Below are 13,611 nucleotides of genomic sequence, written 5' to 3' on the forward strand. Positions count from 1 at the left end.
CTGGTCTCGACGGCGCTGTCGTTTTTGACGTTTTCGGCGGCCGTCAGCTGGCTGGCGTGACGTTGGCGGCGATCAGCGCGCCCAGGGCCTGCGCCGCACCGGGCTGGTTGTCCAGCGCCAGGCCATGCGCCATGCTGGCCTGGTCCTGCATGCTGCGGTTCTGCCCCAGCTTCCATTTTCCCGTGATGCGCGTGAGGGGGATTTCGATGCCGACGATGGCTTTCAAGAGTTTCTCGATATAGCCGGCCGGTGCATCGGCCACCCGCCACGGCGTGGCTAGCCCCGCTTCATGGCGCGCCGTCAGCCGCTCCACCAATCCCAGCAGCCACGCCGCATCGTCGATGGCGCGCAAGGGGCCGTGGGCATGCACCACGGCGTAATTGAAGGTAGGGACTTCCTTGCCGCTGCGCTGCTTTTCCGCATACCAGGCGGGCGTGATGTAGGCGTGCGGCCCCTGGAAAATCACCATGCATTCATCGTTCTCGCCGGCGCCGCGCCACAGCGCATTGGCGCGCGCCACGTGGGCGCGCAGGATGCCGAACGGGGCCTCGGGCGTGGGTGCGGCGATCTCGAACGGCAGATGGTCGGCGCACAAGCCATAGTCGTCATGGCGCACCAGCGCGCCCAGCGGATGCGCGGCTATCAGGCCATGCAGCACGTCGAGGCGCTCTTCGCGAAAGCTGGCGGGCGTGTACATCTAGTGCGCTCCTTCCACGACCACGTCGGCCGTCAGCGAATTGGCGATGTAGCAGCGCTCGTGCGCGTCGTGGTGCAGGGCCGCCAGCGCGTCGGGCGAGGGTGGCGTTCCCGCGAAGGCGATGCACGGACGCAGCACGATGCGCGTCATGGCCAGGCGGCCTTGTGCATTCTTGCCCAGTTCGCCGACGGCATCGTCGCGGTAGTCGTCGATGACGTAGCCGCGCTGCGCCGCCAGCGACAGGAAGAACAGCATGTGGCAGCTCGACGTGGCGGCCACCAGCGCTTCTTCCGGATCGATATTTGCCGCCACCGACATGGGTAGCGGCACGGACAGGGGCGACGACGAGGCGGGTACCGTCAGGCCGCCGTCGAACTGCCATGCATGGCCACGGCTGTAGCGCTGGCTGGCGAAATCCTGGCCGTCGCGCTGCCAGGCGACGGTGGCGAAAAACTGATGCATGGGTGCTCCGCAAGAGTAGAGGGGATGCGCCATCTTAGCGCCAGTCTTGGCTATTTAAAACAGCCAATAAGTGCTATCTTTAAGCTACCAATTCAAGAGCGCCGCCATGCCAGCTTCCCACCTGCACCAGATCATCGCCGCCTTGCCGCTGCAGCGCGGCGCCAGCGAGCCGCTGTTTCGCCAGCTGTATGCGGCCATCAAGGCGGCCATCCTCGATGGCCGCATGAGTCCCGGCATGCAGTTGCCGCCCACGCGCGAGTTTTGCCGCCTGCTGGCCGTGTCGCGCCAGACGGTGCTCAATGCATATGCGCTTCTGACGGCCGAAGGCTATCTCGACGGCGCCGTGGGGCGCGGCACCTTTGTCAGCATCGACGTCCCCCTGGCTGCGCCGCCCGTCAGGGCGGACGCTCCCGGCCTGCTGCGGCCTCTGTCGGCGCGCGGGCAGGGCGTGGTGGCGGCCATGCGCCAGGTGGCGTTCCACCGGGGGCCGCTGCGCGCTTTCCGTGTCGGCATGCCGCGCATCGACCACTTTCCGTTCGACGTGTGGAACCGCCTGGAAGCGCGGCGCTGGCGCCGGCCCGACCACCATTTCGGCTACAGCGACCCGGCCGGCTACCTGCCGCTGCGCGAACTGCTGTGCGTGTACTTGAAAGCCTCGCGCGGCGTCCAGTGCACGCCGCAGCAGATCGTCATCACTTCCGGTTCGCAGCAGGCGCTGTTCCTGCTGTCGACCATCCTGCTGGCGCCGGGCGACGCGGCCTGGATGGAGTCGCCCGGCTACCGGGGCGCCAGCGGCCCGCTGCGCGCGGCCGGCGCGCGCGTCTTCCCGGTTCCCGTCGATGCGCAGGGGCTGGACGTGGCGTATGGCGTGGCGCACTGTCCGCAGGCGAAGCTGGCGTACGTGACGCCATCGCACCAGATGCCGCTGGGCGTGAGCATGAGCTTGCCCCGCCGCCTGGCCCTGCTGGCCTGGGCCGCGCATAATAAAGCCTGGCTGGTGGAAGACGATTACGACAGCGAATACCGCTACACGGGCGCGCCGCTGGCCTCGCTGCAAAGCCTGGACCGGGCCGGCTGCGTGGTGTACGTGGGTACTTTTTCGAAGGTGCTGTTCCCGGGGCTGCGCCTGGGCTATATGGTGGCGCCGCCCGCGCTGGCCGACGCGCTGGTGCAAGCCAAGGCCGTGATGGACCGGCACACGGCCATCGTGCCGCAGATGGCGCTGGCCGACTTCATCGCCGAAGGGCACTTTGGCCGGCATATCCGCCGCACGCGCGACAGCAATGCCGAACGGCGCGACCTGCTGGTGCGCGGCATCGCGCGCGAACTGGGCGACCAGCTCGCGTGCGGCCCGGCCGACAGCGGCCTGGAGCTGTGCGCGTATTTTCGCGCCGGCCACGATGAGGAAACCGTCGCGCGCGCAGGGCTGGAGCATGGCATCGAATTGCGTCCGCTGGGCCACTATGCGGATCCGGCGGCGGGCCCGGAATGTGCCACGCCACGCGGGCTGCTGCTGGGCTTTGCGGCGATTCCCCCGGCCGAGATGGCGCACGGCTTGCAGGAACTGGGCCGCATCCTGCGCGGCCGATAAACTATACTGGCACTTGCCTGCACATGAAGAACACGACCATGAATATTACCCGCTGCGCCTGGACCAACCCGGCCAATCCCCGCTATCTCGACTACCACGATACAGAGTGGGGCGTGCCCTGCCACGACGAGCGCCGGTTGTTCGAGATGCTGAACCTGGAAGGCGCGCAGGCGGGCCTGAGGTGGGAAACCATCCTCAACAAGCGCGATACCTACCGCGCCGCCTTCGACGGCTGGGATGCTGAAAAAATCGCCGCGTATGGCCCGGACAAGGTGGCGCAGCTGCTGCTCGATCCCGGCATCGTGCGCAACCGCCTGAAGGTGGCGGCCGCCATCACGAATGCGCAAGCCTACCTGCGCCTGCGCGCGGAAGGGCAGACCCTGGACAGCTTCCTGTGGGCGTATGTCGATGGCCAGCCTATCGTCAACAGCTGGCAGCCGGGCGAGTTTCCCGCCAAGACGGCCTTGTCCGACAAACTCTCGAAAGACTTGCTCAAGCGGGGTTTCAAGTTCGTCGGCTCGACCATCATCTACGCCTACATGCAGGGCATCGGCATGGTCAATGACCATGCGCCCACCTGCTTTTGCCGGGCGGGGCGCTGATGCGCCGCGCTCTCGTCCTGCTCGACACGGATTTTGACGGCGCCCGCCTGCGCGCCGCCTGTGCGGCGCATGGCGGCCGCCGCCTCCATTACATCGCGCTGGCGCCGCGTCCCGTCGATGCGCGCCACTTGCCCGAGCAGTGGCGTGCACAGTGGCCGCCCTGCGTGCCGGGCCTGCACCGCATGGTGTCGCACGATGGCCTCGTCACGCTTGATGTGCTGATCGGCGAGCCCGATGCCTGCCTGGCGCAATTGTCGGCGCGCGTCGATGAAGTACATCTGGCCTGGGTGCCCGCAGCCACGCCGGTGCTGGCGCGCCTGATGATGGACGGCGCCCGCCTGCAGGCCGTGCACCTGGACGAGGCGCAGCGCGCCGCCCTGCAAAAGAATGGGTTTGTCTTCGACGAGAGCCGCCTGCGCGCCGTGTTTTATGCGCGGCGCGAAGAGTACGCGGCCGTCACCGTGCCCGAGCGGCGCGCCATCGTCATCGGCGCAGGCGTGGCCGGCGCGGCCGCCTGCGAACGGCTGGCCGCGCGCGGCTGGAAGGTGACCTTGATCGAACGCCACGCGCAGCCGGCCAGCGAGGCGTCGGGCAACCTGGCCGGCATCTTCATGCCGCTGATGTCGAAGGACGACAATATCGCCACGCGCCTGGTGCGCACCGCCTACCTGTACTCGCTGAGCCGCTGGAAAGACCTGGGCGGCATCGGCGCCGCCATCGAGGGTGTGCAAAGCGGCGTGCTGCACCTGGCGCGCGACGGCGCGCATGCGCAGGTGCAGCGGCAGATCGCCGCCAGTGGCCTGTATCCGCGCGAATTCGCCCGCTGGCTGGAAGCACCCGAGGCGAGCGCCATGCTGGGCGCGCCGGCGCCCGATGGCGCCTGGTGGTTCGAACAGGGGGGCTGGGCGCGCCCGTCTTCCGTCTGCGCGGCCATGCTGGACGCCTGCGGCGCCTTGCTCACGCGGCGCTTTTCCAGCAGCGCCTTGCGCCTGGAGCGTGGCGAGGAGGAATGGCTGGTGCGCGATGCGCAAGGCACCTTGATCGCGGCCGCGCCCACCGTCATCCTGGCGGCAGGCACGGGGGCAGTCGATTTCGAGCAGGCGGCGGGCCTGCCGCTGGACGCCGTGCGCGGCCAGGTCACGCACCTGGCCGAAGGCAGCTTGCCCTCGTTGCCGTTCGTCGTCTGCCGCGAAGCCTACATGACGCCGGCGCACCACGGTGTCGTCTGCGTGGGCGCCAGCTACGATGCCGATGCGGACACCGACTTGCGCCCATCGAGCCAGGAAGACAATATCGGGAAGATCGCCGACATCCTGGGCGTCGCCCCGTTCGATGCGCCGCTGGCGGGTCGCACGGGATTTCGCTGCATGGCGCCGGATCGCCTGCCGCTGGCGGGCGCCTTGCCCGACCCCGGCATCCCAGGCCGCTGCGAGCGCCTGCGCGACGTACCGCGCTGGCCCGGCCTGTTTGGTTTGCTCGGTTACGCCTCGCGCGGCCTGATCTGGGCGCCGCTGGCGGCCGAGCTGCTGGCATGCCAGCTGGAGGGCGAGCCGCTGCCGCTGGAACGTCAGTTGGCAGAGGCGCTCGATCCTGCCCGTTTTTTACTTCGCGAACGCCGCCGCGCTGCTTGAGCGTAGGCGCAGAGCAGGCGAGGGCTGGGGTCAGACCCCCAACACCGCTGACGCCAAGCCTGGCGCCAACGCGTGTGAGGGTCTGACCCCATACACCGACCCATATACGTTTTTCAGCTTTCCAAACTCTTTTTAATTTGTTTTCCGAACAACATAAGTTCGCTACAGTGGACTCGTGCTGGTTTTTGACGACGGAATAAAGAGGTGGAAAGATGGCTGCTGCAGAACTGATTTTCGATCCCCGCGCCGGGCACGGCGAGGCGGCCTTTGACGAAGTACTCAATCTCGCGCGCGCCCAGGCGCAGGCGCAGGGCTTGCCGTATGCGGGTATCGTCAGCGCGCAGGATGCGTGGCAGCTGGTGCAGGCCGGCAAAGCCGTGCTGGTCGACGTGCGCACCAACGAGGAACGCACCTTCGTCGGCTACGTGCCGGCCTCGCTGCACGTGGCGTGGGCGACCGGCACGTCCATGAACCGCAATCCCCGCTTTACGCGCGAACTGGAAGCCAAGGTGGGCGGCAAGGATGCCGTCGTGGTGCTGCTGTGCCGCAGCGGCAAGCGCTCGGCCGCAGCTGCCGAAGCAGCCGCCAAGGCGGGTTTCACGCATGTCTTCAATATCGCGCAAGGCTTCGAGGGCGACCTCGACGAGCAGCAGCAGCGTGGCCACAGCGGTGGCTGGCGCTGGCATGCGCTGCCTTGGCTGCAAGATTAACTCTCTTCCCGGGACCACCATGAACCAGCGAGCCATCCCCCCTGTCTCCCTTGCCGCGCAGCCGCAATGGGAACTGCGCCAGATCGTCGATGAATTGCGCGCCGTGCGCGAGCAGTGGCGCGAAGGACTGGCCAGCAATCAGGAGTGCGGCGCGCGCGAATTCCCGTCGCGCCAGCATTTGCACGACATCATCAAAGCCCTGTGCGCAGCCCTGTTTCCCATGCGCCTGGGCCCCCTCGACCTGCAGCAGGAGAGCGAGGATTTCTTTGTCGGCCATACGCTCGACACGACCTTGACGGGGCTGCACGAACAGGTGCGGCGCGAACTCAGTTACCACGCGCGCCAGCATGGCTTGCAGCAGACGGTCTCCATCGAACAGCAGGCGCTGGCCATCGTGCAGCGCTTCGCCCGCGCGCTGCCGCGCATCCGCGCCCAGCTCGACACGGACGTGGCGGCCGCCTTCCATGGCGACCCGGCCGCGCACAGCGTCGATGAAGTGCTGCTGTGCTATCCGGGCATCCTGGCCATCATCCACTACCGCCTGGCGCACACCCTGTATGCGCTGGGCGCGCCGCTGGTGGCGCGCATCATCGCCGAAGTGGCCCATTCGCAGACGGGCATCGACATCCACCCGGGTGCCATCATCGGCAGCAGTTTTTTCATCGACCATGGCACGGGCGTGGTGATCGGCGAGACGGCCATCATCGGCGAACGGGTGCGCATTTATCAAGCCGTCACCCTGGGCGCCAAGCGCTTTCCCGCCGGTGCCGACGGCGTGCTGAAAAAGGGACTGGCGCGCCATCCCATCGTGCAGGACGACGTGGTCATTTATGCGGGCGCGACGATCCTGGGACGTGTGACCATCGGCCAGGGCTCCGTCATCGGCGGCAATGTCTGGCTGACCCGCAGCGTGGCGCCCGGCAGCCATGTCACGCAAGCGCATAACCAGCAGGAGGCGCAGGAGTTGCCGGAATTGCCGGCGCCATCCCACCCCGCTTTTGCCCACCACCCATGAGGACAGCATGTTGATCAAACAGTTTGGACTGGCCGTGCGCCAGTTGCGCGAAGGGCATGGCTGGTCGCAGGAGCGCCTGGCCGAAGCGGCCGACTTGAACCGCTCGTTCATCGGCGAGATCGAACGGGGCGCCGCCACGCCGTCGCTGCTGACGGTGGAAAAGCTGGCCGGCGCGCTCGGCATCGGCCTGGCGGGATTGATGGCGCGCTGCGAGCCGGAATTGGTGGATTAAAAACAGGTAAAACGCATAACAAAACCGTAGCGAGCGGCAGTGAGTTGTGGCCGAGAAGCGCAGCTGTGCGAATGCACAGTGAGCATCGCAGGCTGCAAATCGCGACGCGCAGTAGGTTTGGTTAAGCGTGTTTTGGTGGCGATAGCATGTTGAGAGAAGAGGGGAGACGTCCGATACTTTATTCGTTTTTCAGATAAGCATATTCACTTTTCTCATCAGGAGTAGTCATGGCAGAAGCAACAGAGAACCAGTTCGCGCTGGGCGATAACGCCGCGCGCCAGCTGGCCAATGCAAGCAAGAGCGTCCCCCAGTTATCCACGATCACGCCGCGCTGGCTCGTGCACCTCCTGCAATGGCTGCCCGTGGAAGCGGGTATCTACCGCCTGAACCGCGTGAAGAATCCGAAGGACGTGCGCGTCGCCTGCTCGCAGCGCGACGAGTCGGAACTGCCGCAAACCTTCGTCGACTACGACGACCAGCCGCGCGAGTATTTCCTCAATGCCGTCAGCACGGTGCTCGACGTGCACACGCGCGTGTCGGACCTGTACAGCAGCCCCCACGACCAGATCAAGGAGCAGCTGCGCCTGACCATCGAGACGATCAAGGAGCGCCAGGAAAGTGAGTTGATCAACAATCCCGATTACGGCCTGCTGGCCAGCGTGCACGACGACCAGCGCATCTTCACCCTGACGGGCGCGCCCACGCCGGACGACCTCGACGAACTGCTGACGAAAGTGTGGAAGGAGCCGGGCTTTTTCCTCGCGCATCCGCTGGCCATTGCCGCTTTTGGCCGTGAATGCACGCGCCGCGGCGTGCCGCCGCCGACCGTCAGCCTGTTCGGCTCCCAGTTCCTCACGTGGCGCGGCGTGCCGCTGGTGCCATCGGACAAACTGCCGATCGAAGACGGCAAGACGAAAATCATCTTGTTGCGCGCGGGCGAACAGCGGCAGGGCGTGATCGGCCTGTTCCAGCCTGGCTTGGCGGGCGAGCAAAGCCCGGGCCTGTCCGTGCGCTTCATGGGCATCAACCGCCATGCGATTTCGTCCTATCTGATTTCGCTGTATTGCTCGCTGGCCGTGCTGACCGACGATGCGCTGGCCGTACTGGAAGACGTGGAGATCGGTAAATACCATGACTACCCAGACACCTACAAGTGATGGCGCGGCGGGCTTGCCTGCCGTCCCGTTCTTACCTGATGAAGCGACCCTGAACCGCCTGGCCGGTGAATTCTTTGCCCGCCTGCCGGGCGTGGATAAGTTTCCCAGCCTCGGTGGTTCCGGCAGCGTGCTCGATGCGGCGCCCCGCTATGCGAACCGGCCGCCGCCGCCGCCCGGCCCTTCGTTTGCCGCCATCGCCCCCGGCGTGGCAACGGCGCAGGTGCCGCCCGTGACGGCGCCGCTGGAGTCGCCGATTGCGCCGGCACCGGCCTCCGTGCCGACGCCACGCCTGTCCGCCCTGAGTGCGCCGTCGCCCTATTATTTTGTCGGCGGCGCGCATGGCTATCCCGCGTCGAACGGCAAGCTCGACGGCCTGGCGCATCAGGGGCTGGGACAAGCGGCACCCGACGATGTGCGGGGACTGTTTGCCACGCCGCAGCAGACGCCCGCGCGCCAGCTGCCCGTATCGCCGGCTAACAGCCAGCCCGCGTTCTATTTCCAGACCGAGCTGCCTTCGGCGGCGAAGCCTGGCCAGCACCAGACGCCGGCGTCGTTCGACGTGCATGCCGTGCGGCGCGATTTCCCCGTGCTGGCCGAACGGGTCAACGGCAAGCCGCTGGCCTGGTTTGACAATGCGGCCACCACGCACAAGCCGCAGTCGGTGATCGACCGTGTGTCGTATTTCTATGCGCACGAAAATTCGAACATCCACCGCGCGGCGCACGCATTGGCGGCGCGCGCCAGCGATGCCTATGAAGCGGCACGCGCCAAGGTGGCGCAGTTCCTCGGCGCCGCTTCGCCCAATGAAATCATCTTCGTGCGTGGCGCTACCGAGGGCATCAACCTGATCGCCAATACCTTTGGCCGCAAATACATCGGCAGCGGCGACGAGATCATCGTCTCGCAGCTCGAGCACCACGCCAACATCGTGCCGTGGCAGCAGCTGGCGGCGGAAAAGGGCGCGACCCTGCGCGTGATTCCCGTCGACGACAGCGGGCAGATACTGCTCGATGAATTCCGCAAGCTGCTCAACGGGCGTACCAAGCTGGTGTCCGTGACGCAGGTGTCGAATGCATTGGGCACCGTGACGCCCGTGGCACAGATCATCGCGCTGGCGCATGCGGCCGGCGTGCGCGTGCTGGTCGATGGCGCGCAAGCCGTGTCGCATTTGCGCGTGGACGTGCAGGCGCTGGGCGCGGATTTTTATGTCTTCTCGGGCCACAAGGTGTTCGGCCCGACGGGCATCGGCGCCGTATATGGCAAGGCGGACTTGCTGGAGCAATTGCCGCCATGGCAGGGCGGCGGCAACATGATCGCCGACGTCACGTTCGAGCGCACCGTCTACCAGGGCGTGCCGAACCGTTTCGAGGCGGGCACGGGCAATATCGCCGACGCCGTGGGCCTGGGCGCTGCCATCGATTACGTGCAGCGCATCGGCCTGGAAAACATCGCCGCCTACGAGCACGCGCTGCTGGAATACGCGACGCACCACCTGCAGGCCATTCCCGGCGTGCGCCTGATCGGCACGGCGTTTGACAAGGCCAGCGTGGCTTCGTTCGTGCTGGCCGGTTACGAGCCGGCGGAAGTGGGGCGGGCCCTGAACGACGAGGGCATCGCCGTGCGCTCGGGCCACCACTGCGCCCAGCCGATTCTGCGCCGTTTCGGCGTCGAAGCGACCGTGCGGCCATCGTTCGCCTTCTACAATACGTATGAGGAAATCGACCGCATGATCGTCGTGGTCAAACGCCTGGCGGCCGCACGCCGCTGATCTTGCCGGCTTGGCCATCCAATGCCGCCCTTGCGCAAGCGGGGGCGGCATTGTTGCGTCAAGTCAGGGACTTTACGCGCGGCTGGCAGGCGCGCGCATGCTGGCGGTATAATTTATCCTTGGCAATATTCAAGCTGCGGCCCAAGGAGATATCCGGTGGAAGATCAACACAGCTCGCCCGAGCTTTTCCTGTTCCTGGCGTCGACCGTGCACGACATGAAAAACTCGATCAGCGTTGTCAGCGGCACCCTGGAGTCGCTGCTGGCGGCCGAGCAGGCCAAGCCCTCGCCCCAGGCCGACCCCGCCTACCTGCAGATGGCGCAGATGCTGTACCAGACCAAGCGCCTCAACGATAACCTGATCCAGCTGCTGGCCCTGTACAAGGAGGTGGGCAAGCCCGGCTACCCGTTCGACGTGCAGCCGCAGCTGGTCAGCCAGGTGGTCGACCAGGTGGTGGACCAGGAAAAGATCCTGCTGGCCTCGAAAGGCATCCAGCTGGAGACGGCCTGCCCGCCCGAGCTGATCTGGACCCTCGATGAAGACCTGGTCATCGGCGTGCTCGCGCATGCCATCAACAACGCCATCCGCTACACGAAGGACACGATCCGCCTGTCGGTCTGCGAGGCCGATGGCTTGCTCGAGCTGCGCGTGGAAGACAATGGCGACGGTTATACGCAGGCCTTGCTCGACGCGGGCAGCGCGGCCATGGATGGCATGGCGGCCGGCGTGAACTTTTCCACCAACAGCACGGGACTGGGGCTGTATTTTTCCAGCGAAGTGGCAAAGATGCACAAGCACCGGGGCAGCAGCGGCAGCATCGCGCTGGAAAACGGCGGCGCCCTGGGCGGCGGCTGTTTCATCCTGCGCCTGCCCTGAACGAGGAATCCATGACGACAGACAACCACGCCACCGCCGCCGAAGCGGGCAGCACCGACTGGGCCGACAAACATTATCTGCTGGTCGACGACTTCATCGGCATCCGCATCCTGCTGCGCGAATCCCTGCGCAACCTGGGCGCGCGCCATATCGACCAGGCGGCCAGCGGCGGCGAAGCCATGAAGCTGCTGGCCAAGACGCGCTACGACGTGGTGCTGTGCGACTACAACCTGGGCGAAGGCAAGAATGGCCAGCAAGTGCTGGAAGAGACGCGCGTGCGCAACCTGACGGCGCCATCGAGCGTCTGGCTGATGGTATCGGCCGAGAAAAGCGTGGAATCCGTGATGGGCGCGGCCGAGCACCAGCCCGACGCCTACCTGATCAAGCCGATCACGGAAGGCGTGCTGCTGACGCGCCTGAACCGCGTATGGCACAAGAAGCAGGTATTCCGCGAGATCGACCAGGCCTGCATGGAAAAGGATTATCTGCGCGCGGCCAAGCTGTGCGACGCGCAGATCGAGCTCAACAAGCTGCACGAGCTGGAACTGCTGCGCATGAAGGCCAGTTTGCTGTTGAAGAGCGGCGAACCGGAAAAGGCCCGTGCCGTGTACGAGAAAGTGCTGGCCGAGCGCGATTACAGCTGGGCCAAGGCGGGCCTGGGCAAGATCCGCATGAATAACGGCGAACACGAGGCGGCGCGGCAGATCTTCCAGGGCGTGATCGTTGAAAACAAGTATTACATCGACGCCTACGACCAGATGGCCGTCGCCTACCAGTTGATGGGCCAGCACGAGGAAGCGTGCGGCGTGCTGGAAAAGGCGGCGCGCCTGTCGCCCAATTCCGTGCCGCGCCAGCGCAACCTGGGACTGGCGGCCTTGAAGGTCGGCAATGTCAGCATGGCGGAAAAGGCCTTTCGCAAGTGTATTTCCATCGGCGAGTTTTCCGTCATGAAGACGCCGGACGCCTATCTGGGCCTGGCGCGCGTGTGCGGCCTGAAGAAGGATGCCAAGGAGGCGCTGCAATGGCTGTTGCTGGCGCAGCGCGAATTCTCGCCCGAGCAGATTGGTTTGCGCGCGAAGATCACGGAAGGCATGGTGCACCATGAAACGGGCGATTACCGGCGCGCCCGCAAGTGCGGCGACGAGCTCGAAGCCATGCTGCTGGAAGACCCGGCGCGGCCCGAGAAAAGCATTTGCATGGAACTGGCCACCTTGCTGTTCGCCGTCGGCGTCAAGGATGCGCCGGCCGGCCTGCTGTGCTACGTGGTGAAGAACAACCACGACAACCAGGTGGTGCAGGACGAAGTGCAAAAGATTTTCGACAAGGCGAAGATGGGCGACGAAGGCACCAGCCTGATCATCGCTTCGCGCAAGGAAGCGTCGGACTTGATGAACAAGGGCGTGCTGCTGTGGAAGACGGACAAGCTCAACGAAGCGGTCGCCTGGATGCGCGCGGCGCGCGAAAAGCTGCCGAACAATTTGCGCATCCTGTTCAATTCCGCGCAAATCATCGTGTCCTTCCTGCAGCAGCGCGGGTTTCAGGCCGACTTGGCGGCCGAGGCCATGGAAGTGTTGTTGTATGTAGACAAAATTGCACCAGGGCAGCAACGCTTCGCGCAATTGATGGAGCAACTGGTGCAGCTGACGCCGCCGCCCGGGCCGGAAGAGACCGTCGTGGTCGTAGAAAAAGCGCCGACGGCGCCGGAAAAAGGCGGAAAATCCATGCGCGAGCGTGCCGGATGATAAACTAGGGGCCAGCGTGGGTTCGCCCGTGCTTGAGTTGCTTTACAACAATAAGGAAGAAACTATGCGTGATGTGGTCAATGAAGTGTACAAAAAAATGAAAGTCGGCAGTATTGCCTGGGTACGCCCGGTCGCCGCCAAGGGAGACACGCTGGAAACATTCCAGTCTTCGTACGAGCACGCCAAGGCGCTGGCCGACGAAGGCCTGATCACGATCGGTGACGTAAAACGCCAGGCCGACAACATGATCGAGGCGATCCGCATTCATCGTATCGCCTGATCATATCGCCGGCTTGCAGCATCAGGCCTTGCCTGGCGCTTTAGCCTTGGGTGCCGCGCGTTTCGCGGGCGCCTTGCGCAGCGGGGCCTTGGCCTTGGCTGCCGTGCCTGCCTCTGCAGGTTTGGCCGGCTTGCTGGCCGCTGGCTTGGCTTTGCTCACGCTGCCAAAGCTGGCCGCTGCCGTACTGGCCGCATCGGGCGACATGGCCGTCGATACGGCTTGCTTGAACTGATCTTGTAACAAATTCCACCAAGCACTTGGATTGGCCAACTGGCTGCCGGCATCGCCGGGTTCCGCCGCAGCGGGTTCCGGTGCGGGCGCAGGTGCGGGCGCCGGTTTCGGTTCAGGCGCCGCAGGCGCGGCTTGCTGGAAAAACGCGGAAGCGTAGGGTACCGATTCAAACACGGTTTTCTCGCTGGCGCCCGGTTGCGTGATGGCCGCCGCCAGTGATGCACCCATCGATTTCAATGTGGCGATGGTGCCGCGCTGCACTTCCAGCGCCTGGATACTGCCGCGCAGCATGCTGGTATTGAGGTTCAGCCACGCTTCGACGGCTTTCAAGTCGTTGATTTTCTTGTCCAGCTCTTCCACCGACATGGTAGGCGCCGTGATGCCAGGCACGCCCATGCCGGGCACGCTCATGCTGCCCCACAGGTTTTTGACGAAGTCGAGCGTATCGGTCACAACTGCTGCGCCCGGAATTTGGGGCATTTGCGGGTTTGCCATGCGAAATCTCCTGGTAGATGGATAGGCTTAGCGTAGCAGATATCGGCTTGCAACTGACGTAATGCCGCCAACATTTTCTTACATAAAACATTAAGAGTTGAGCACGGGCAAGAAGCGGGAAG

Annotated in this window: 14 protein-coding genes; 11 read left to right on the top strand and 3 right to left on the bottom strand. The window is 65.2% G+C overall.

Translation table 11 applies throughout. The features are described from left to right. Positions 1–43: 43 nt before the first annotated feature. Positions 44–697, bottom strand: a complete 654-nt coding sequence (locus CSQ91_RS24815) for an FMN-binding negative transcriptional regulator (protein ID WP_099389901.1) — start codon at positions 695–697, stop codon at positions 44–46. Then, complete coding sequence (locus CSQ91_RS24820; protein ID WP_070278998.1) at positions 698–1,159, bottom strand: OsmC family protein; 462 nt, start codon at positions 1,157–1,159, stop codon at positions 698–700. A 106-nt stretch (positions 1,160–1,265) separates the two neighbouring features. Here CSQ91_RS24820 and pdxR point away from each other — a divergent pair, with 106 nt between their 5' ends. From pdxR to CSQ91_RS24875, 11 genes are all read left to right on the top strand, one after another. Then, positions 1,266–2,750 carry a MocR-like pyridoxine biosynthesis transcription factor PdxR gene (gene pdxR / locus CSQ91_RS24825; RefSeq protein WP_099389902.1) on the top strand — a complete coding sequence of 495 codons (1,485 nt, stop codon included), beginning with the start codon at positions 1,266–1,268 and terminating at the stop codon, positions 2,748–2,750. A gap of 38 nt (positions 2,751–2,788) precedes the next feature. Next, the gene (locus CSQ91_RS24830) at positions 2,789–3,352 is read left to right on the top strand and encodes a DNA-3-methyladenine glycosylase I (protein WP_099389973.1); all 564 of its coding nucleotides are present in this window, start codon (positions 2,789–2,791) and stop codon (positions 3,350–3,352) included. Next, the gene (gene mnmC, locus CSQ91_RS24835; protein WP_099389974.1) at positions 3,352–4,983 is read left to right on the top strand and encodes an FAD-dependent 5-carboxymethylaminomethyl-2-thiouridine(34) oxidoreductase MnmC; all 1,632 of its coding nucleotides are present in this window, start codon (positions 3,352–3,354) and stop codon (positions 4,981–4,983) included. Before CSQ91_RS24830 ends, mnmC begins: the two co-directional genes overlap by 1 nt. A gap of 212 nt (positions 4,984–5,195) precedes the next feature. After that, complete coding sequence (locus tag CSQ91_RS24840; protein WP_080753547.1) at positions 5,196–5,693, top strand: rhodanese-like domain-containing protein; 498 nt, start codon at positions 5,196–5,198, stop codon at positions 5,691–5,693. A gap of 19 nt (positions 5,694–5,712) precedes the next feature. After that, positions 5,713–6,708: a serine O-acetyltransferase EpsC gene (epsC, locus tag CSQ91_RS24845; RefSeq protein ID WP_052140296.1), complete on the top strand. Its 996-nt coding sequence runs from the start codon at positions 5,713–5,715 to the stop codon at positions 6,706–6,708. Positions 6,709–6,715: 7 nt separating this feature from the next. After that, positions 6,716–6,940, top strand: a complete 225-nt coding sequence (locus tag CSQ91_RS24850) for a helix-turn-helix domain-containing protein (RefSeq protein ID WP_034784364.1) — start codon at positions 6,716–6,718, stop codon at positions 6,938–6,940. 227 nt (positions 6,941–7,167) lie between these two features. After that, a complete protein-coding gene (locus CSQ91_RS24855) occupies positions 7,168–8,097 on the top strand; it encodes a family 2A encapsulin nanocompartment shell protein (RefSeq protein ID WP_034784363.1) in 930 nt (309 codons plus the stop codon). Then, positions 8,072–9,865, top strand: a complete 1,794-nt coding sequence (locus CSQ91_RS24860) for a family 2A encapsulin nanocompartment cargo protein cysteine desulfurase (RefSeq protein WP_099389903.1) — start codon at positions 8,072–8,074, stop codon at positions 9,863–9,865. Before CSQ91_RS24855 ends, CSQ91_RS24860 begins: the two co-directional genes overlap by 26 nt. A 156-nt stretch (positions 9,866–10,021) precedes the next feature. Further along, complete coding sequence (locus CSQ91_RS24865) at positions 10,022–10,741, top strand: sensor histidine kinase (protein WP_070257721.1); 720 nt, start codon at positions 10,022–10,024, stop codon at positions 10,739–10,741. A gap of 11 nt (positions 10,742–10,752) precedes the next feature. Next, positions 10,753–12,483 carry a response regulator gene (locus CSQ91_RS24870; protein WP_099389904.1) on the top strand — a complete coding sequence of 577 codons (1,731 nt, stop codon included), beginning with the start codon at positions 10,753–10,755 and terminating at the stop codon, positions 12,481–12,483. A 64-nt stretch (positions 12,484–12,547) separates the two neighbouring features. Next, positions 12,548–12,763 carry a hypothetical protein gene (locus CSQ91_RS24875; protein WP_010394693.1) on the top strand — a complete coding sequence of 72 codons (216 nt, stop codon included), beginning with the start codon at positions 12,548–12,550 and terminating at the stop codon, positions 12,761–12,763. 21 nt (positions 12,764–12,784) lie between these two features. Here the strand turns inward: CSQ91_RS24875 and CSQ91_RS24880 are convergent, their stop codons facing one another. Next, entirely contained in the window at positions 12,785–13,489 is a 705-nt protein-coding gene (locus CSQ91_RS24880; RefSeq protein WP_070279004.1) for a PhaM family polyhydroxyalkanoate granule multifunctional regulatory protein, read from the bottom strand. Positions 13,490–13,611 lie beyond the last annotated feature (122 nt).

The organism is Janthinobacterium sp. BJB301 (assembly GCF_002735685.1).
Lineage (GTDB): Bacteria > Pseudomonadota > Gammaproteobacteria > Burkholderiales > Burkholderiaceae_D > Janthinobacterium > Janthinobacterium lividum.